Source organism: Gordonia sp. G4 (assembly GCF_057770005.1).
Window position 1 is genome coordinate 290,786 of record NZ_CM173442.1, and the last position, 19,923, is coordinate 310,708.

Below are 19,923 nucleotides of genomic sequence, written 5' to 3' on the forward strand. Positions count from 1 at the left end.
GCCCCCGCCCGGGGTGCCGTCGGGCCCCCGGCCTCCTAGGGTGGGAGGATGCCTCCGCCCGGTGCGCCAGAGCACCAGTGGCATCGGAGTGCGGCAGCGACGAGGAGGACCAGCGACCCATGTGCGGAATCTGCGGTGAGATCCGGTTCGACGGCACGGCCCCGGATGTCTCGGCTGTCGATGCCATGACCTGCGAGATGACCCGCCGAGGCCCCGACGGCTCCGGCGTCTTCTCGAAAGGTTCTGTCGCGCTGGGCCATCGGCGCCTGAAGATCATCGACCTGACCGAGAAGGGCAGTCAGCCGATGATCGACCCGACGCTCGGCCTCGCCCTGGTGTTCAACGGCTGCATCTACAACCACCACGAACTGCGCGCCGAACTGGAGGGCAAGGGTTACACCTTCTTCTCCCACGCCGACAGCGAGGTCATCCTCAAGGCGTTCCACGCCTGGGGTCCCGATTGCGTCGACCACTTCATGGGCATGTTCGCCTTCGCGATCGTCGACACCGACACCGGCGTGGTCACTCTCGGCCGCGACCGGCTCGGCATCAAGCCGCTCTACCTCGCCGACACCCCCGGGCGCCTCCGGTTCGCCTCGTCGGTGCAGGCGCTGCTGCGCGCCGGTGACGTCGACACCTCGATCGATCGCGTGGCGCTGCACCATTACTTCAGCTTCCACGCCGTCGTGCCGGCGCCCCACACGATCTACAACGGCATCCGAAAGCTCCCGCCCGCGACGGTTCTGACGATCCGGCCCGACGGCCGGCGTACCGAACGCCGCTACTGGGAACCGGCGTTCGAGCCGCACCCCGACCGCCGGGACTGGGACGAGAAGCGGTGGCAGCACGAGCTGCTCGACTCGCTGCGGACCTCGGTGCGCAGGCGCATGGTCGCCGACGTACCCGTCGGGGTGCTGCTGTCCGGCGGCGTCGACTCCTCACTCGTCGTCGCCCTGCTCGCCGAACAGGGCCAGACCGACCTCGCCACCTTCAGCATCGGATTCGACTCCGCGGCCGGAGAATCGGGAGACGAGTACGCCTATTCCGATCTCATCGCAGACACCTTCGGCACCGACCACCACAAGATCCACATCGGGACCGACCGGTTGTTGCCCGCGATCCCGGACACGGTCGCGGCCATGGGTGAACCGATGGTCAGCCACGACTGCGTCGCGTTCTATCTCCTCTCGCAGGAGGTCAGCAAGTCCATCAAGGTCGTCCAGTCCGGGCAGGGCGCCGACGAGATCCTCGGCGGGTACAGCTGGTATCCCCCACTGCTCGACGTGACCCGCGAGAAGACGACGCGCGCCTATGCCGACGTCTTCTTCGACCGCGACGACGTCGACATCCGCGGCATCCTCGCCGACGACTATCTCCCCGAGGCCGGTTACGACCCCAGCTTCGAGTTCGCCTCGGCCCATCAGTCCGCACCGGGCGCCGCGACCGCCGTCGACGCGGCGCTTCGCCTCGACACCACCGTCATGCTCGTCGACGACCCGGTGAAGCGCGTCGACACGATGACGATGGCGTGGGGACTCGAAGCCCGCGTCCCGTTTCTCGATCACGAGTTCGTCGAACTGGCCGCCACCTGTCCCCCCGATCTCAAGCTCGCGCACGGCGGCAAGGGCGTGCTCAAGGAGGCGAGCCGGGCGCTGCTGCCGTCGGCCGTCATCGACCGCACGAAGGGTTACTTCCCGGTGCCGGGGATCCGCCACCTCACCGGCGGTGTCCTCGACCTCGTCTCGGACACGCTGCGATCCAAGGCCGCCCGCGACCGCGGGTTGTACCGGCCGGCGGCGCTCGATCGACTCTTCGCCGACCCCAACGGGATTCGCACCAGGCTCGACGGCAACGAGCTGTGGCAGGTCGCGCTCCTCGAGATGTGGTTGCAGACCATGGAAGCGAACGCACGACGGTGACCTCGCTGCGTTTCGACGACCGCGGATGGAAGACCTACGGCGCCTCGCTCTCGCCTGACGGGAGCGCGTTCGCCTACATCGTCGACGAGGGGACGGGGTATCCACGGGCCGCGCAGCGCTCGCTCTCCCGGGACGGTGTCGGCGAGTTGCGGTGGGTCAAGCTGCGGTCCACCGGGCCCGTCCGGAAGGTGGTGCACTCGACCGACGGTCGCTGGCTGGCCGTGGAGATCGCCCCCAGCGGCGGCGAGCACCACCAGGTCTGGGTCGTCACGACAGATCCCGACGACGACACCGCCCACCGCATCGCGGCGACGCGGCCCGACGGCCGCTCGTTCGGCACCGTGGGTCTCGTCGGATGGGACACCGATTGGGTTCTCATCACGGCCATCGACACCGACGGCACCTCCCACGCCCTACGCGTCCATCCGGGAACCGCGACGACACTCACCCTGGATCAGCGCGTCGGCAGTGTGCTCATCGACTCGTGGAAGGGCGCCACCCTCGTCCGGGTCGGTCCGCGCGGTTACCACGACATGTTGCTGCTGCGCCGTCAGCCCGACTCGGGCGACGACGAGATCTCGATGACCCCTCTCCTACCGCAGGATCCAGGCGCGGTCACCGATCAGGGCTACGTCCTCGATCAGGGTTTCGACCACTCCTCACTGGTCTTCGTGCACGCCCCGAACGAACCGACACGCGACCTCGACAGCGTCCAAGCGCTGGTGCGCAGCGACTTCGACGCCAAGTTCCCACGACTCCTCGGTGTCGAGGTCAGCAAGTTCGGGGTGCGGTTCCGGGTGATGGCCCAGCGCGTCGACATCGGACTCGACGAGTTCGCGGTCAGCCACGACCAGTCGACCGTCGCGCTGCTGTGGAATGTCCAGGGGCGCAGCGAGCTGCAGATCATGACCCTGCCCGATCAGACCCTCCACCCACCCATCGACCTGCCCGGCGAGGTGGCCTCCGACCTCTCCATCAGTGCGGCGGGTTCGGTGGTGACCGTGACGGTGTCGAGTCCCCAACATTCCCCCCTGGTCCACCTCGTCGATGTCGCCAACCGGGCCGTGTATCCCGTCCGCGACGACGTCATCACGGGTGAGGGACCCTCGTGCCTGCTCCGGCCCGAACTCCTCGAGTTCTCCGCGCGCGACGGTATGCCGCTGTCCGGCTTCCTGTTCCGAGCGCGAGACAAGACGGGTTCGGTGACGCCGGGTCCCACCCTCCTGTACTTCCACGGCGGCCCCGAGGGGCAGTCGCGACCGGATTACCAGTTCCTGTTCGGCCCACTCGTCGACGCCGGGATCACGGTCTTCGCCGCGAACGTCCGCGGGTCGTCGGGATACGGCCGGCTGTTCGCCCATGCCGACGACCGATACGGGCGGTACGCCGGGATCAACGACGCCGCGGACTGCGCGGAGTTCCTGTGCCGGCAGGGAATCGCCGACCCCGATGCGGTGTACTGCTCGGGTCGTTCCTACGGCGGCTATCTCACGCTGGCGTGCCTCACGTTCCACCCCGAGCTGTTCGCCGCCGGGATCGCGATCTGCGGCATGAGTGACCTCGAATCGTTCTTCCGCAACACCGAACCGTGGATCGCGGTCGCGGCCTACACCAAGTACGGGCACCCCGAGTCCGACCGGGAACTTCTCGCCGACCTCTCGCCGATCCACCGGATCGACGCGGTCCGCGCGCCACTGCTCGTCGTCCACGGGGCGCACGACACCAACGTCCCGGTGAGCGAGTCGCAGCAGATCGTCGCCGAACTCCAGGCACGCGGGGCGGTGGCCGAGATGCTGATGTTCGACGACGAAGGTCACGAGATCGTCAAGCGACACAATCAGCATCGGCTCACCGAGGCGGTGGCCGACTGGATCGCCCGCCACCCGTCCCGCCCCGGATCGTCGCGATGAACCGGCGCATGACCGACCGGTTGCTGGATCAGCTCGCCGAGACGCGCACCGGCAACGCACGTGCGAACGTGCTGGAGGAGCTGCGTCGGCTGATCCTGTCCGGCGGCGCGCCGCCTGGCACCCAGCTCCCACCCGGCGAGATCGCCGACGCTTTCGACGTCAGCCCGATCCCGGTCCGCGAGGCGCTGAAAACCCTTGTCGGCGAGGGCCTCGTGGTCCACCGGCAGGGGGTCGGATATCGCGTGAGTCAACTGTCCACCGAGGAGCTGCGCGAGATCTACTTCGTCCGTGGCACCCTGGAACAGGCCGCGCTCGCCCGATCGGTCGGCCTCATCGACGAGTCGTCGTTGCAGACCGCCCGCGCCCGTCACGCGGAATTGCTGGCCGCGGTGAAGTTCAACGACGGCAAGGCGTTTCACGACATCTCCCGGGAGTTCCACCGCGCGCTGACCGCGCCGTGCGCGATGCCACGCCTGCTCAACATGTTCGAGGCGACCTGGAACCTCACCGAACCGTTCCAGGTGATGAGATCGGTGACAGCCGACACCCAGAACGCACTCAACACCGACCACGCCGATCTGCTCGCGGCGTTCGCCGACCGTGACACCGCGTCGGTCCTCGACGTCGCCCGTCGTCATCACCAGCGCCTCGAGAGCGCCGTCATCGAGACCGCCGCACTCCTCGACGTCCGCCACGACTGACACACCCGGGACATCCCCGGCGGAATATATCTGCCCGTTCATCGTGGGGTAACAAAGCGTTCCTACATTCTTCCCATCAGCGCGCCAGCACGACATCCGACCCCCACCGCTGATCGGAAGACCAGGAGCACCCATGTCCACACCGCCCACCGGGAACCCCGGGCCGTCGCCTGCGGCCCCGTCGGTTGCGTCCCACTCCGGCGCCGCCGGCGAGAGCGTCATCAAGTCCACGTATGACGACCGGCTCACCAACACCGATCTCGCGCCACTGAAAGAACAGAAGTGGACGTGGTACAACATCTTCGCCTTCTGGATGTCCGACGTGCACAGCGTCGGTGGATACGTGTTCGCGGGCAGCCTCTTCGCCCTGGGCATCGCGGCGTGGCAGGTCCTCGTCGCACTCCTGGTGGGCATCATCGCCGTCAACCTCCTGTGCAACCTGGTCGCCAAGCCCTCGCAGCTGGCCGGCGTCCCCTACCCCGTGACCACCCGGGTGTCCTTCGGCGTCAAGGGCGCGAACATCCCGGCGATCATCCGCGGCGTGATCGCGGTCGTCTGGTACGGCATCCAGACCTACCTGGCGTCGGTCGCCTTCGGCCTGCTGGCGCTGAAGTTCTGGCCGGGCCTCGAACCCTGGGGCGACGTCGAGCAGCACGGCTTCCTGGGCCTGTCCGCGCTGGGCTGGGCCGGCTTCATCCTCATGTGGGTCCTGCAGGCCCTCGTCTTCTGGAACGGCATGGAGACGATCCGCAAGTTCATCGACTTCTGCGGTCCCGCAGTGTATGTCGTGATGATCGCGCTGGCGGCCTACCTCGTCGTCGAGGCCGGGTGGGACAACGTGAGCCTCGACCTGTCGGTCGGCGACGGGCTCTCCGGCTGGTCGTCGATCACGATGATGATCAGCGCGTTCGCGCTCGTGGTCTCGTACTTCTCCGGACCGATGCTCAACTTCGGCGACTTCTCGCGCTACGGCCGCACCTTCGGCGAGGTCAAGAAGGGCAACTTCTGGGGACTCCCGGTCAATTTCCTCTTCTTCTCACTCCTGGTGGTGTGCACGGTGTCTGCCGCGGTCACCGTGATCGGTACCGACGAGGACGGCAACATCATCACCGATCCGGTCCACATCGTCGACCGCATCGACAACACCACCGCGGCGGTGCTCGGCGTGCTCACCTTCGCCATCGCCACGATCGGCATCAACATCGTCGCGAACTTCGTCTCGCCTGCCTTCGACTTCTCGAATGTGGCGCCCACCAAGATCAGCTGGCGGACCGGCGGCATGATCGCCGCGGTCGGCTCGGTGCTGATCACCCCGTGGAATCTCTTCAACAATCCCACCGCCATCCACTACACGATGGACACCCTCGGCGCGGTCATCGGTCCGCTGTTCGGCATCCTGATCGCCGACTTCTACCTCATCAAGAAGCAACGGATCGAGGTCGACGATCTGTTCACGATGGAGCCCCAGGGCACCTACTGGTACCGCAACGGCTGGAACCCGGTTGCCGTGGGCGCCACCATCATCGCGTCGGTGCTCCCCATCAGCGTCGTCATCTTCGGCACGGTGTACCAGGCCAGCTTCACCTGGTTCATGGGCGCCGCTGCGGGCATGGTCCTCTACTGGCTCGGGATGAAATTCGTGCCGGCGCACCTGATCTACGGACGCGCGGCGATCGCGCGGATGACCGGCGACATCGAGGTGACCGACACGCAGGCCGCCCCCGACGCCCCGGTGGCCGCGGAGTCCGCGTCCGCCGTTCCGGAGGGCAGCGCACGCAGCTGACGCACAGGTGAACGACCGGGCCGCGCGAGGACATCGCGCGGCCCGGTCTTTTGTCGGTGTCCGTGTGATGTCGACCGGGCACCACCTCGTCACCGCAGCAACCATGCCATTGACAAATGGCACAGTTGCTGATGGTGTGAGTTGATGCACACCATGTCGACGCCCACCCCGTTGCCGAGCGAGGCCTCCACGCGGGCAACGCTCACCGCCCACGCGACGAGGTGGGGTCTGGGCACGTTCACCGGGGTGATCCCGCTGAACCCACTGGGTATCCGCCTCTCGCGTGGACTCATCGCCGCGATCATGCGCACGCTCGGGCGTACCCCGTCCGGGACGACCGTGCTGAACGTCGAGGAGAACGGGATCTCCGGGGAATGGGTCCTCGGTCCGGGAGTCCGACGCGGGCGAGCCGCGATCTACTACATCCACGGCAGCGCGTTCACGATCTGTTCGGCACGCACGCACCGCTCTCTCGCCGCGCGGCTGTCGCTGGCCACCGATCTGCCGGTGTTCGTCGTCGACTACCGACTGGCACCCGAGCACCGCTTTCCCGCGGCCGCCGACGACGTCGCCGACGGATTCGACTGGCTGCTCCGACAGGGCTTCACACCCGGGGACATCGTCGTCGCCGGCGACTCCGCGGGTGGACACCTGGCCTGTGATCTGACCCTCCGGCGGGCGGTCGCCGACGTCGAGCAACCCTCGGCGGTCATCCTGTTCTCTCCGCTCATCGACCTCACCTTCGGCCTGGCGCGCGATCAGGAGCGTATCCGGCGGGACCCGGCGATCACCGCGGCGGCAGCGGCGCGCCTGGTGGGCCTCTACACCCGTGACGCGGCCGCCGACGACCCACGACTCTCGCTCGACTTCACACCGGCGCGACACCTTCCGCCGTTTCTCGTCCAGACCGGTGGTGCCGAGATGCTCAGCGCCGACGCGCGCCACCTGCACGACGAACTCCGCGCGCACGGCGGTGACAGCCGGCTGGAGATCTGGCCGGGCATGATGCACGTCTTCCAGGCTCTCCCTCGACTGGGCCCCGAGGCCGACACCGCACTGCGGCGGGTCGGCGAGTTCCTGACCGACCGAGCGGCGGACCGGCACGCAGCGGCGCCGGCCACCTCGGCTGTGCGCATCGTGTCGGACGCGTCATGATCACCGCAGTCGACGGCATCCGGCACCGATTCGTCCGGAACCCGTTGTCGCAGAACGCCAGAGCTGTCGTGACCGGCGCCGGGAGCGGCATCGGTCGCGCGTTCGCACTCGAACTCGGCCGGCGCGGAGGCGAGGTCATCTGCGCCGACATCGACGAGAGAAGCGCCGACGAGACCGCGTCCCTCGTCACCAGCCGGACCGGCCGCGTGGCCCACGCCTTCGGCTGCGACGTCGCGGACCGGAATGCGATGGGCTCACTGGTGGCGTTCACCCGTGACACCTTCGACGGTCCGCCGACACTCGTCATCAACAACGCGGGGGTCGGCATCGGCGGCCGCCCGGTCGGCGACATCGGGTTCGACGACTGGGACTGGGCTCTCGGGATCAACCTCTGGGGCGTCGTGTACGGATGCGAACTCTTCGCACCCCTGCTGCGCGCGGCAGGCCGCGGCGGGATCATCAACGTCGCGTCGGCGGCGGGTTTCGCCGCAGCGCCCGTGATGGCGCCCTACAACGTGTCGAAGGCAGGCGTGGTCTCGTTGAGCGAGACGCTCGCGGCGGAACTGGCACACTCCGGCGTCGGTGTGACGGTGTTGTGCCCGACCTTCGTGAAGACCAACGTGGCGCGGGACGGCCGGATCACCTCTGACGCACAGGATCTCGCAGGGGCGCTGATGCGCTGGACCGGGGTGTCGGCGGCCGGGGTGGCCGCGTCGACACTCGATGCCCACGATCTCGGCCGACTGTACGTCCTGCCTCAGCTGGATGCCCGGGTCATCTGGCATCTCAAACGACACTTCCCCGCGTCCTACGTCCGCGGGCTCGGACTCCTCAACCGTCTCCTGCCGTCGTCCTGACGCGTCAGACCTCAGCCGAACGACCACTCGAAAGGACTGTCATGGCCATCGACCTCGACAACATGCTGCAGAAGATCAAGGACCGTCAATGGGCTCTGGCCGACATCGACTGGGATGCACCTGGGGCCGAACTCATCGAACCGGACCTGCACGCCAAGCTCAAACCCTTCATGAGTGACCTCATGTGGATCGAGAACGTCGGTGCGCGGGGCTTCGCGGCGATGGCGAAGAAGGCGCCGACCCCGACGCTCAAGAGCATCTACGAGCATTTCCACGCCGAGGAGCAGAAACACGCCAATGCCGAACTGGCACTGATGCGGCGGTGGGGGATGCTGGACGGTGACGAGATCCCGTCGCCGAATGTGAACGTGCAGTTGGTGATCAACTGGCTCGACCGGCACTCCGACGACATGTCCCTGTCCTTCCTGGGAACCGTGATCCCGATGCTCGAGGTCGCGCTCGACGGCGCCCTCATCAAGTTCATCACCGACGAGGTCAAGGACCCGGTGGCCCAGGAGGTGTTCAAGCGGATCAACTCCGACGAATCCCGCCACCTGGCAGTCGACTTCGAGGTCATGGAGATCCTCGGGCATGCGGGGCTGCGCAAGCGGACGATCGACTTCGTCGGCGGATGGGTGAAGCCGACGTTCCTGATCGGCGCACTCAGCTACGTACCGTTGCTGAACAAGATGCGCGACAACATCGTCGCGATGGGGGTCGACGAGGAACGGCTCTACAGCGCGATGAAGCGCTATCGGGCAGTGGGCGATCGAAGTGAATACGTGCGGCGTCTGCCCATGTTCCAGGTGGTCGCGTACCACGGCGCGGCGGTGATCAACCGGCGAAATGTGCCCTACCACCTGTTCGCCGACTCGATGGTGAAGCTGACCGACCGCATCCCGTTCGGCCTGGTCCACCGAACACCGACGTGGTCGCAGGAACTGACCTATGAGCCGACGGCCTGAGGGGATGGCGATGCACACCTCGGTGGCCGTCATCGGCGCCGGTTTCGCCGGCATCGGCGCGGGAATCCGCCTCCGGGATCGCGGGATCGACGACTTCGCGATCTTCGAACGCGACGACCGGGTCGGCGGTACCTGGCGCGACAACACCTACCCGGGGGCAGCGTGCGACATCCCGTCGCGCCTGTACTCCTACAGCTTCGCCCCCAATCCGGAGTGGTCACACACCTACTCGCGGAGTGCCGAGATCCTCGACTACATCCGCTCGATGGTCGACGACTCCGGGATCGGCCGCCACATCCGGTTCGGCCACACGGTGTCGGGGCTGGAGTACTCCGCCGAGGAAGGTCTGTGGACCGTCACCTTCGCCGAGGGACACGAGCCGGTACGGGCACGCGCCGTCGTCCTCGCCTCCGGGCCGCTCGCGAACGCCTCGTTCCCCGACATCCCCGGCATCGAGGACTACGCGGGCCACAAGATCCACAGCGCGCGTTGGGATCATGACTATGACTTCACCGGGAAGAAGGTCGCTGTCGTGGGCACCGGGGCCAGCGCGGTGCAGATCGTTCCGGAGCTGGTGGACCGGGCCGCCTCGGTGAAGGTCTTTCAGCGCACGCCGGGCTGGGTCCTGCCCCGTGCCGACGCCCGGACCCGCGAGGCCACCAAACGGCTCTATCGCTCGATTCCGGGCACCCAGCGTCTTGCGCGTTCGCTCTGGTTCTGGGGTCACGAGACGGTGGCACTGGGGGTCGTCTGGAACACTCCCCTGACCCGCGTCGTCGAGGCGGTGAGCAAACTGCACCTGCGGTCCCAGGTCGACGACCCGTGGCTGCGCAGGCAACTCACTCCGGACTTCGCCGCGGGATGCAAGCGACTGCTCATGACCAGCGACTACTACCCGGCCCTCCAGCGACCCAACTGCAAGTTGGTCACCTGGCCGATCGCCCGGCTCGCCGAACGCGGCATCCGCACCGTGGAAGGTGTTGAGCATCAGTTCGATTGCATCGTGTTCGCGACCGGGTTCGACGTTTCCAAGACCGGGACGCCGATCCCGATCACCGGTCTCGACGGGCGGGAGCTGGCATCGGAGTGGGAGCGAGGCGCGTTCGCCTACCGCAGCGTCGCCGCGTCCGGCTACCCCAACCTGTTCTTCACGTTCGGTCCCAACTCCGGTCCCGGCCACAGCTCGGCACTGGTCTACATGGAGGCACAGATCGACTACATCACCGGGGCCGTCGCCCAACTGCTCGACAACGGGTGGAAGGCGCTCGACGTCCGCGCGGAGGCGCAGGACCGATACAACCGGGACATCCAGCGCCGGCTGACCTCGACGACGTGGAATTCGGGCTGCCAGAGCTGGTACCTGACGGAGGACGGGTTCAACGCGACGATGTACCCGGGGTTCGCCTCGCAGTATGTCGGCCAGCTGCGCCGCGTCGAGTTGCGCGACTACCGGATCCTCGTCCACGAGGGGGCTCGGACTCCGGCCGCCGCAGCGTTACAGTGAGGGGATGACAGAGTACCGGATCGACGACCTGGCGCGCGTGTCCGGCACCACGACCCGGAACATCCGTGGCTACCAGGAACGGGGGCTGCTCCCCCAGCCGCTCCGCCGCGGACGCGTCGCCATCTACACCGAGAAGCACCTTCGCAATCTGCGGGCCATCAACAAGCTGCTCGGCAGCGGGTTCACGCTCAAACACATCGCCACGTTCATGACCAATCCGGGTGCTCGCATCGGGGATGCGTTGGAACTCAACGAGATCCTCGACGAGCACTGGTCGAGTACGTCGCGTCCGGAGATCACCCGCGCCGAGCTCGACGATCGGTTCGGCCTGCTGGACGACGCGGAGGTCGCCGCGCTGGTGAGCGCCGGGGTGATCGCCGAGACCGCGCGCGACGGGGTGTACGAGGCCGTCGATCAACGCATCATCGGGAACCTGGCCAGGCTCGTACGACGGGGCATGCAGATCTCCACCCTTGCCGACGTCCACGAACGGTTCACCGGCAAGATCAACGAGGCGGCCGAGATCCTGCTCGCGGTCGCTCACGACGAGGTCGACCGGCGCAAGGGCCCGGGCTGGCTGCCGGAGAACGACGACGACGTGGCCTGGGCGGTGAACCTGCTGGGCGTGATGCGCCGCGTCGGGACCGAGAACGCGCACGCCGCCCTCGACCGCGCCCTCGACACGGCACTGGACCGGGAGCTCTCGGCCCACCAGAGCGCCGTCGACGAACGTGCGGACGCCGACGCGCCGCAGCCGGACTGAACCCGGGCTGACGCACTCAGCGGGAGATGTTGTGCCGCTTCGGGAGTACGACGAGCGACGCGAGGAAGAAGCAGATCGCACCGACGAACGTGCCGGCTGTGGCCGCCACGGCGTCGGCGGTGACGCCGCCCTTGGTCACGAACGCCCCGACTGCCGACACCCCGAAGGCCACGCACCCGATCCAGTTGATCAGCACCGACCACCAGTCGCGGTCGCGGACATCCCATCGGCGCCCCGTGGCGCGGGAGTACCCGACGAAGGCGACCGCACCGCTGATGAGGAAGGCGACCGAACCGCCGGCGTCGGGGGTCCAGACGAGGTGCCGGTCTCCCCAGATCGTGTGTGCGAGGAGTGCTCCCGTGGTCGACACGTTGAAGAGGATGGTGCCGACCGACTGCGTTGCCGCGCTCAGCCATTCGGCACGGATCACCGACCCCGGCGCCGAGGACTGCAGCTCGGCCACGGTTCCGCTCCGAACCAGCTGGATGAACCCGGCCCCGGTGAAGAACCACGCGCCGACGAAGTAGCAGCCGTTGGCGAACCCGGCACCCACCACGTGCGCCAGCCCGGGAGCCGAGCCCAGCGCGAACAGCGCCGACCCGATCATGAACCCCCAGCACTGTTTGGACAGCGTCGGCGTCAGGAACGCGGGCGAGCGCTCACGCGGTGACATCGAGGCTCGCGATGACCTTGCTCGGCTCGATCCAGATGCCCAGCTCGCCGGGCACGCCGTTGCGCGCCCCGAACTCCTCGGCCCGCTCGGCGCCCATGTACCGGGCCCCGCACAGCGACGCGATGCGACGCACCTCGTCCAGGTCCTCCGTGATCCGCGCCAGGCCCTGCACCTGCACGAAGCCGAAGGGCGGCTCGGGCAGGTCGATCGACATCACGACCCGTGGATCACGAAGCAGCGCGCGGCCTTTGGCGGTGGTGGCACCGGTGTTGAAGGCGATCCGGTCACCGTCGAGCACGAACCACACCGGAACGACGAGCGGTCGTCCGTCGGCGGCGGTGTATCCGAGGTGCCCGGTCTTGGTGCCGTCGGTGAGAAAAGCGCGGACGGCGGGATCGGACAGCGTGGGGGCAGACATGTTCTCAGCGTAGATAAGGATGGGACCGGACCGCGAGCGTTCGGCCTCGTCGACTCACCGTTGCGCGAGCACGCCACCGATGCGGCACGCCATCATCATGATCGTCGCGTGCGGACCACTGCGACCGCTGCTCGGCAGGATGGACCCGTCGACGATCCGCAGTCCACGGAACCCGAAGACGCCACCCAGCCAATCGGTCCGGTCCCCCATCGGCATGGTCCCCCAGGCGTGCTGGGAGAACCCGGCCCGATCGGCGATCCGCACGCTCCCCGGTACGACGATGTCGGCGAACTCGGGCGCCTGCAGCATCTCCACGACCCCGGCGGCTCCGGCCCTCAGTGCCGTGGCCGTGTCCGGGTCGGGTTCGTCGAACGCCATCCGCACTCCGGCGCGCTCCGCGACGAGACGTACCGGCGAGTGCCGCATCGCGGTCACCTCGACAATCGGCCCACCCGCGGGAAGCCCTCGGATGTAGGTGGCGAAATCATCTCGGTAGCAGCGCATCTCGAGGCCTTCGTCGGTGTGCAGCACCGTCGGCAGGACCATGCCCGCATCCGCCGGCGATCGTCTCGAGTACGACACCGCCAGACCCCGATGTTCCCCGGCGGTCAGCGACCGCACATCCGAGCGGCCGGCCACGTCCGGCCACGGCAGGTCCCCGAGTTCTGATCGGAGCAGGATTCCCGCGGTCCCGAGCGTGCCCGCAGCGAGGATCACCTCTCCTGCGCTCACCTCCAGCGGTCCCGCACGCACTCCCGTCACCGTCGCGCCCCGGACCGCGACCAGGCGGTCGACCGCACATCCGGTCACCACCCGCAGGTTGGGGCGGGACAGAGCGGGGACGAGATAGGCGTCCGCGGCCGAGCGGCGCGCGAGTCCGCTCCGGTTGGTGAGCACCCGGTTCAGGCCCACCACCGGCCACCGCTGCGCGATCGGACGCACCGGCGCCCGCACCGACCAGTAGTGTTCGAAAGCGCCTCCGGCGTCCCCGAGTTCACTGTCGGGCACGGGTCCGACACCCATGGTGCCCGTCGGGGCGTCCAGTTCGTCGTAGGCGCCGGCGATGGCGTCGGGCTCCCATCCGGCCGGCCAGGAGCCGAAGTCGTCTCGATGCCACCTCAGAAAGTAGCCGCCGTTCACCGCCGACGAGCCGCCGAGCGCCGACCCCCGGGCCGCGGACACCCCGAGGTCGGTGTCGTGGCGGACCGCATGCGGCGCGGCGTCGTCGATCGGTAGTCGCCGCAGGTCCAGATCCGCCGGCGTGGGCAGCCCCGCGGGCCCACGTTCCAGGAGGGCGACCGTGCGACCGGGCTCGCGGGAGAGCCTCTCGGCGAGCACGCATCCGGCGCTACCGGCACCGACGATGACGACGTCGGCGGTGATCGGCCGTTCGGCCGCTGTCATCGAGAGATGACCGGGCGCAACGCTTCCGGGTCTCGGTGGGCGATGACTCCCTGCCAGAGGCCGGCACCGTAGGCGAGGTCGTCGAGCCGGTGCATGAGGATGTACCGCAGCGGGCCGAGCGTGGGCGGACTGGTCGGATCGGCGAGCAGGTCCCGGACCCAGGACACCACCCCCTCCACGATCGCCACCTGCACGGCGAGGACGCGGAATCGCTTCGACACCAGGGCGAGCACCAACGCCAGCGGCCAGTAGTGACGGCAGATCGCATCGGCGGCCTGCAGCAACCCGAACCCGGCCGCCCGTCCGGTCATCTGCGCGGACACCAGCGGCGCCGAGGGCAGGTCACCGAGCCGGCGCCGCATCCGGACCGCGAGGTGGGTGAGGATGATCATCGCCAGCGCGGCACCGAAGCGGGTCCGGGACAGCAGCGCGACGACCGCGGCGGCCATCGGGACCGACATCTTCATCGGCGCCGCGCGGTCACCGTGCCGGGAGGCGAGGTGCGCCGCACCGGTGCCGTAGAAGCACCGGCGCGACAGCACCGAGCGCAGGTCGGTGCGGTGCTCGTGGGCCACACGTGCCACCGGGTCGTACCGAATCCGCCACCCGTCGGCATGCATCCGCCAGCAGGCGTCGACGTCCTCGGCGACGCGCAATGACTCGTCGAATCCGCAGAAAGCGCTGCGCCGCACGACCATCGCGGCACTGGGCACATACGGAGTCCTGGTCGACGGCGCCACCGCGGACTCCTCTGGCCCCATGTCCAGCGACGACCAGCCGTTTTCGTATCGCTCGGCCAGCGATGCCGTCATCGCCTCGGACTGCAGTCCGACGATCCGCGGCGCGACGAGACCCACGGTCGGATCGGAGAAGTGCGTGAGCAGGATCGTGAGCCAGTCCGGGTCGGGCACGACGTCGGAGTCGAGGAACGCCACGAAGTCGGTTGTCGCCGCCGCCGCGCCCGCGTTGCGCGCCGCGGACGGGCCACGATTGTCGTCGAAGCGTAGGACCCGGGCGGTCGGCCGGTCCACCTCGATGGGTGTCATGGAGCCGTCGTCGACGACGATGACCGCCAGCCCATCGAGGGCCTCGAGGAGGCGGTCGACCCCACTCTGATTGTCCCGCACCGGGATGACGACGGTCACGTCCTCGGGCTGCGGGCCGAACATCGGCCGGGGGTTGGCGATCCCCGCGTCCAGCAGGGCGCGCGCCAGACGCCGGGTCACGTTGTCGCACACTTCGATTCGTCCGTCCTCGGAGGTCATTCCGAGTGCGGTGTCGGACATGCGCAGCAGTCGGGTCGGCGATCCGCCGACCAGGTAGCGGAAGTCACCGGCCTTCGCGCACCGGAGGTCGATCTGCACCTGGAACCCGTCGGGCAGACCGGTGTGCGTCACCGCCGGGGCATCCGCGGTCGCATCGCTCTCGCGGTCGGCGGCGCCGGAGTCGTCGCCGGGGGCCGGGCCGTCGGCGCCCGCGTCCTGGTTCTCGGCCCACCGACGTGGAGCCGAGTCGTCGAGGGCGGTCATCCCAGACGCCCCTGATCGTCGACCTGCCACGACTCGAGGGCGGCCGACAGACGTTCGGTGACGTCGCCGACCAGCCGCGCACCGTCGTCGGGGTTCGCGCCCCCCGGGTCACCGAGGACACCGTTGGGACTCACGGCGGCGACACCACCGGACCGCATCGCACCCAGCAGCGCGCCCACCGGCTCCCGATTGCCCGCGACAGCGCGGTCGGGATCGACAACCGATGGCGAGACATGCAGCAGCACAGAAGTTTCGGTGAAACCTGCGTGCGCATCGGCGCCGTCGAAGGCGCACGGGAACCAGGCGACGTCCCGGCCTTCGTACCGCAGACGGGTCACCGCCTCGATCAGGGTCCGGGTGTTTCCGCCGTGCCCGTTGACGAACACCACGCGCGCCGCCCAGCGGCACGCACTGCGGCCGTATTCGACGAGGAGCCCGCGCAGCGCCTCGTGCCCGATGGAGATGGTGCCGGCGAAGCCCTCGTGCTCGCCGCTGGCGCCGTAGTTGAGGTCCGGGGCCCGCAGGAGTCCGGGATGGTCCGATCGCCCGCACACGCGGTCCGCGATGGCAGCCGCGATGCGTGTGTCGGTGTCGAGCGGTAGGTGCGGACCGTGTTGCTCGACCGAGCCGAGGGGCACCAGCAGGGTGACCACCTGCCCATCGAGGTCTGGCCAGTTGCACTGCCCCAACATCGATGGCCCTGTCATTCGACCAATGCTAGCGATGGTGCTTGCGCGTATGTCGGCCTCGCCCGAAAAACGAAGCGAAAAACGCGCCCGGATCCCGCCCAGGACCACTCTGACGAGCGTTCGATCGGTTATGGAATGCTTGGTGCATCCAGTGACACCTGACACAGTGCGCAGTACAACGATCGGGAGGACGACACCCCATGAGCAGTGCCACACCACGCAACAGCGGCAAGGCCGGCCCACTGAGTTCGATCCGGGTCATCGAGTTCGCCGGCATCGGGCCCGGCCCGCACGCCGCCATGCTGCTGGCCGATCTCGGCGCCGACGTCGTGCGCGTCCAGCGGCCCGGTTCGCTGCCCAAGCCGGGCCGCAACGCCGATGCCCTCCTTCGTGGCCGACGCGTCGTCGAGGCGAACCTCAAGGACGAGAACGACCGGGAGACCATCCTCGGCCTCGTCGCCAAGGCCGATGTGATCGTCGAGGGTTTCCGCCCCGGTGTGATGGAGCGGCTCGGGCTCGGACCCGATGATCTGGAGAAGGTGAACCCGGGACTGGTATATGGACGCATGACCGGCTGGGGTCAGGACGGGCCGCGCGCGGAGCTGGCCGGGCACGACATCAACTACATCTCGCTGACCGGAATGCTGCACGCCATCGGACGCGCAGACGATCGCCCGGTGCCGCCGCTCAACCTGGCCGGCGACTTCGGCGGCGGGTCGATGTTCCTCGTCGTCGGCGTGCTCGCGGCGCTGCTCGAGCGTGGGATCTCCGGCCGCGGACAGGTGGTCGACGCCGCCATGGTCGACGGCGCTTCCGTTCTCGGACAGATGATCTGGGCGTTCCGCGGTACTGGGCTGTGGAGCGACACCCGCGGCGTGAACCTCCTCGACACCGGCGCCCCGTACTACGAGGTCTACGAGACCTCCGACGGCAAGTACATGGCGGTCGGCGCGATCGAGCCGCAGTTCTACGCCGAACTCCTCAAGGGGCTCGAACTCGCCGACGCCGACCTGCCCGAGCAGAACGACATCGCCCAGTGGCCCAAGCTGAAGGAGGTCTTCGCCGAGACCTTCAAGTCCCGCACCCGCGACGACTGGGCCGCGGTCTTCGAGGGAACCGACGCCTGCACGTCGCCGGTCCTCACCTTCGCCGAGGCGCCCGCCGACGCCCACATGGCCGCGCGTGCCAATCTCGTCGACATCGACGGCGTGACCCAGGCCCAGGTGGCTCCGCGCTTCTCGCGCACCAAGCCGGAGACTCCGGCGGGCCCGACCACCGAGGCGACCGACCCGTCGACGCTCTGGGCCGACTGACACGTCTGCTCCCCGGGGAGCCGGGAGCGAATGCGACCCACCCCTGCCCCCTGAGGTGCGAGGAGCGCAAGCGACCCACCCCTGCCCCCTGAGGTGCGAGGAGCGCAAGCGACGAGCCACGAAGGGCTTCGCGAGGCACACTCGGAAGCCGCTTCGTGGCTCGCTTCGCTCGCACCAAGTGAGCAACCGGCGGCCGCGCGCGTCAGACCTTCGAGTGCCCCATGTCGATCTGGAACTCGGCAGCGGTGATGCCCTTGGCGCTGTCGGAGGCCAGGTAGAGCACCGCGTCGGAGATCTCGTCGAGGGCGGCGACCGGGTGGTAGTCGAGGATCGACGTGAAATGCGGGTTGACCCAGGGGATCCCGAAGATCCGGTGGGCCTCGGTGTCGGCCACGCCCATCGGGGTGTCCACCGCGTAGGGATGCACGCTGTTCACCCGGATGCGATGGTGCCCGAGCTCTTTGGCCGTCGTCTGCGTCAGTCCGACGAGTCCGTACTTCGACGCCGAGTACGACGCCTGCAGCGGCATCGCCTTGAGGCCCGCAACCGAGCTGATGACGGTGATCGACCCCCCGTTGCCCGCCTCGAGCATCGCCGGGATGGTGGCCCTCAACGTCTTCCACGCACCGACGAGGTTGATGTCGATGACGTCGGTGAACTGTTCCTCGGTGAGCTCCCAGACCTTGCCCCACGTCAGCACACCGGCGTTGGCGACCACGTGGTCGAGACGACCGAACTGCTCGACGGCGTCGGCCACGAGCTGCTGCTGGAAGGCCAGATCACGCGTGTCACCCTGCCGCGCAATGATCTTGCCGCCGACGCCCTCGACGAGACGGACTGTCTCGGCGAGGTCGTCGGCGGTGGCCGCGGGGTAGGTCGCGTGATCGATGATCGGACCCGCGATGTCCAGGCCGACGATCACGGCCCCCTCGCGGGCGAACCGGATCGCATGATTGCGACCTTGACCTCGGGCGATGCCGGTGATGTAGACGACCTTGCCGTCGAACTGTCCCATGGCAGAACTGTAACACGTTCTAGTTATGGTTCCCCAGCGTTCTCACCGGCACGATCTCGGCCGCGCAGAGCACGGTTCAGGCGTCGCCGAACGACCGCTTGAACCCGTCCGGGATGACGAGATCGCCGGCCGAGAGCTCGTGCACGCTCTTGTGTCCCAGCCCCATCAGTACGCCGTCGAGTCCCATGCGCAGGAGATCGAGTACGTTCTCGACACCGGCCTGGCCGTTGGCCGCGAGACCCCAGAGGTAGGCACGGCCGATCATGACCGCGCGGGCGCCGAGCGCCAGCGCCTTCGCGACGTCACTGCCGCGCCGGATGCCGCCGTCGAGCAGGACCTCGATGTCGTTGCCCACCGCTGCCGCGATGTCGGGCAGAAGACGGATCGTGGCCGGGGTGCCGTCGAGGTTGTTGCCGCCGTGGTTGGAGACCGACAGCGCCGTCGCGCCGATGTCCACGGCGCGCTTGGCGTCGTCGAGGCGGGTGATGCCCTTGACCATGAACGGCCCATCCCACTGCTCGCGCAGCCACTGCAGGTCTTCCCACGTGGGCGGCGGGGTGTTCATCCAGGACCCGTACGCCCCGAAGAAGGTCGGCCCCGGCACACCCTGCGGCGTGAGGTTGGGCGCGGACAGATCGGGGATGTTGATCTTGCCGCCCTTGACCCAGTCGAGTGCATAGCGCGGCTTCACCGCGATCTCCGGCCCCAGACGCACCAACGCCTTCAGGTTCACCTTCTCCGGGATCTCCGGGCTGCCCCAGTCCCGTCCGACGTTGAACACCCAGTCGGTCGTGACGATCAGCCCCTTGGCGCCTGCCGCCTTCGCGCGCTCCGCGCGGGCGAGGATGTCGTCCCGGCTGCCGAGCCAATAGATCTGGAAGAAGACCTTGTCGTTGACCGCGGTCACCTCCTCGACCGAGTGCGACGCGAAGCTCGACAACCCCATCGCGGTACCCCGGGCGGCCGCGGCGCGGGAGACCGCGACCTCGCCCTCGGGGTCGACCGCCTGCACACCGGTCGGCGAGATCATCACCGGGAACGAGATCTCCTGCCCCATGACCGTTGTCGCCATCTCACGCTCGGCCTGTGCGCCGACGACGTGCGGTGCCCAGCCGAGTTCGGAGAAGGCACGGACGTTGTCGTCGACGGTGATGCCGGCCTGGGTGCCGGCGACCAGTGACAAGTACACCGACTTCGGCAGACGCTTCTTGGCCCGTCGTTGTGCCTCGGTGACGGTCTCGAACCAGGGGTTTCTCGCCCAGGGGTTGGCAACCATGATCTTTCCTACTCATTCATCTGGCATGAGCGCCTACCCGGCACTCATG

17 protein-coding genes are annotated in these 19,923 nt (G+C 68.3%); 10 read left to right on the forward strand and 7 right to left on the reverse strand.

Annotated elements, in window-relative coordinates; genetic code table 11:
• The first annotated feature begins 119 nt into the window (after nucleotides 1–119).
• From AC3B5T_RS01080 to AC3B5T_RS01120, 9 genes are all read left to right on the forward strand, one after another.
• Nucleotides 120–1,919 carry an N-acetylglutaminylglutamine amidotransferase gene (locus AC3B5T_RS01080; protein ID WP_010842272.1) on the forward strand — a complete coding sequence of 600 codons (1,800 nt, stop codon included), beginning with the start codon at nucleotides 120–122 and terminating at the stop codon, nucleotides 1,917–1,919.
• Nucleotides 1,916–3,829: a S9 family peptidase gene (locus AC3B5T_RS01085; protein ID WP_010842273.1), complete on the forward strand. Its 1,914-nt coding sequence runs from the start codon at nucleotides 1,916–1,918 to the stop codon at nucleotides 3,827–3,829. The genes AC3B5T_RS01080 and AC3B5T_RS01085 overlap by 4 nt, the downstream gene beginning before the upstream one ends.
• Nucleotides 3,830–3,837: 8 nt before the next feature.
• On the forward strand, nucleotides 3,838–4,530 hold the full coding sequence (locus AC3B5T_RS01090) for a GntR family transcriptional regulator (RefSeq protein ID WP_010842274.1): 693 nt from the start codon (nucleotides 3,838–3,840) through the stop codon (nucleotides 4,528–4,530).
• A gap of 133 nt (nucleotides 4,531–4,663) precedes the next feature.
• Entirely contained in the window at nucleotides 4,664–6,313 is a 1,650-nt protein-coding gene (locus tag AC3B5T_RS01095; RefSeq protein ID WP_010842275.1) for an NCS1 family nucleobase:cation symporter-1, read from the forward strand.
• 144 nt (nucleotides 6,314–6,457) lie between these two features.
• Nucleotides 6,458–7,468 (forward strand): alpha/beta hydrolase, encoded by a 1,011-nt coding sequence (locus AC3B5T_RS01100; protein WP_488358115.1) that lies wholly within the window; start codon nucleotides 6,458–6,460, stop codon nucleotides 7,466–7,468.
• Entirely contained in the window at nucleotides 7,465–8,325 is an 861-nt protein-coding gene (locus AC3B5T_RS01105; protein WP_488358116.1) for an SDR family NAD(P)-dependent oxidoreductase, read from the forward strand. The genes AC3B5T_RS01100 and AC3B5T_RS01105 overlap by 4 nt, the downstream gene beginning before the upstream one ends.
• Nucleotides 8,326–8,366: 41 nt before the next feature.
• The gene (locus tag AC3B5T_RS01110; RefSeq protein WP_014927862.1) at nucleotides 8,367–9,290 is read left to right on the forward strand and encodes a hypothetical protein; all 924 of its coding nucleotides are present in this window, start codon (nucleotides 8,367–8,369) and stop codon (nucleotides 9,288–9,290) included.
• A 10-nt stretch (nucleotides 9,291–9,300) separates the two neighbouring features.
• On the forward strand, nucleotides 9,301–10,794 hold the full coding sequence (locus AC3B5T_RS01115; RefSeq protein ID WP_035717198.1) for a flavin-containing monooxygenase: 1,494 nt from the start codon (nucleotides 9,301–9,303) through the stop codon (nucleotides 10,792–10,794).
• A 4-nt stretch (nucleotides 10,795–10,798) separates the two neighbouring features.
• Nucleotides 10,799–11,557 carry a MerR family transcriptional regulator gene (locus AC3B5T_RS01120; RefSeq protein WP_010842280.1) on the forward strand — a complete coding sequence of 253 codons (759 nt, stop codon included), beginning with the start codon at nucleotides 10,799–10,801 and terminating at the stop codon, nucleotides 11,555–11,557.
• Nucleotides 11,558–11,573: 16 nt separating this feature from the next.
• Here the strand turns inward: AC3B5T_RS01120 and AC3B5T_RS01125 are convergent, their stop codons facing one another.
• Genes AC3B5T_RS01125 through mftE form a run of 5 tightly spaced genes read right to left on the reverse strand, consistent with a single transcriptional unit; the run spans nucleotide 11,574 to nucleotide 16,273 of the window.
• On the reverse strand, nucleotides 11,574–12,230 hold the full coding sequence (locus AC3B5T_RS01125; protein WP_010842281.1) for a hypothetical protein: 657 nt from the start codon (nucleotides 12,228–12,230) through the stop codon (nucleotides 11,574–11,576).
• On the reverse strand, nucleotides 12,217–12,648 hold the full coding sequence (locus tag AC3B5T_RS01130; RefSeq protein WP_010842282.1) for a PPOX class F420-dependent oxidoreductase: 432 nt from the start codon (nucleotides 12,646–12,648) through the stop codon (nucleotides 12,217–12,219). The genes AC3B5T_RS01125 and AC3B5T_RS01130 overlap by 14 nt, the downstream gene beginning before the upstream one ends.
• A gap of 54 nt (nucleotides 12,649–12,702) precedes the next feature.
• A complete protein-coding gene (gene mftG, locus AC3B5T_RS01135) occupies nucleotides 12,703–14,052 on the reverse strand; it encodes a mycofactocin system GMC family oxidoreductase MftG (RefSeq protein ID WP_010842283.1) in 1,350 nt (449 codons plus the stop codon).
• Nucleotides 14,049–15,581, reverse strand: coding sequence for a mycofactocin biosynthesis glycosyltransferase MftF (gene mftF / locus AC3B5T_RS01140; RefSeq protein ID WP_010842284.1), 1,533 nt, complete (start codon nucleotides 15,579–15,581; stop codon nucleotides 14,049–14,051). The genes mftG and mftF overlap by 4 nt, the downstream gene beginning before the upstream one ends.
• Nucleotides 15,578–16,273, reverse strand: coding sequence for a mycofactocin biosynthesis peptidyl-dipeptidase MftE (gene mftE / locus AC3B5T_RS01145; RefSeq protein ID WP_010842285.1), 696 nt, complete (start codon nucleotides 16,271–16,273; stop codon nucleotides 15,578–15,580). The genes mftF and mftE overlap by 4 nt, the downstream gene beginning before the upstream one ends.
• A 197-nt stretch (nucleotides 16,274–16,470) precedes the next feature.
• On the opposite strand from mftE, the gene AC3B5T_RS01150 reads away from it, so the two are divergent.
• Nucleotides 16,471–17,583: a CaiB/BaiF CoA transferase family protein gene (locus AC3B5T_RS01150; protein WP_010842286.1), complete on the forward strand. Its 1,113-nt coding sequence runs from the start codon at nucleotides 16,471–16,473 to the stop codon at nucleotides 17,581–17,583.
• A 202-nt stretch (nucleotides 17,584–17,785) separates the two neighbouring features.
• Here the strand turns inward: AC3B5T_RS01150 and AC3B5T_RS01155 are convergent, their stop codons facing one another.
• Both AC3B5T_RS01155 and mftD read right to left on the reverse strand, forming a co-directional pair.
• Complete coding sequence (locus AC3B5T_RS01155; RefSeq protein WP_010842287.1) at nucleotides 17,786–18,598, reverse strand: mycofactocin-coupled SDR family oxidoreductase; 813 nt, start codon at nucleotides 18,596–18,598, stop codon at nucleotides 17,786–17,788.
• 76 nt (nucleotides 18,599–18,674) lie between these two features.
• Nucleotides 18,675–19,874, reverse strand: coding sequence for a pre-mycofactocin synthase MftD (gene mftD / locus AC3B5T_RS01160; protein ID WP_010842288.1), 1,200 nt, complete (start codon nucleotides 19,872–19,874; stop codon nucleotides 18,675–18,677).
• Between the last annotated feature and the right edge of the window lie 49 nt (nucleotides 19,875–19,923).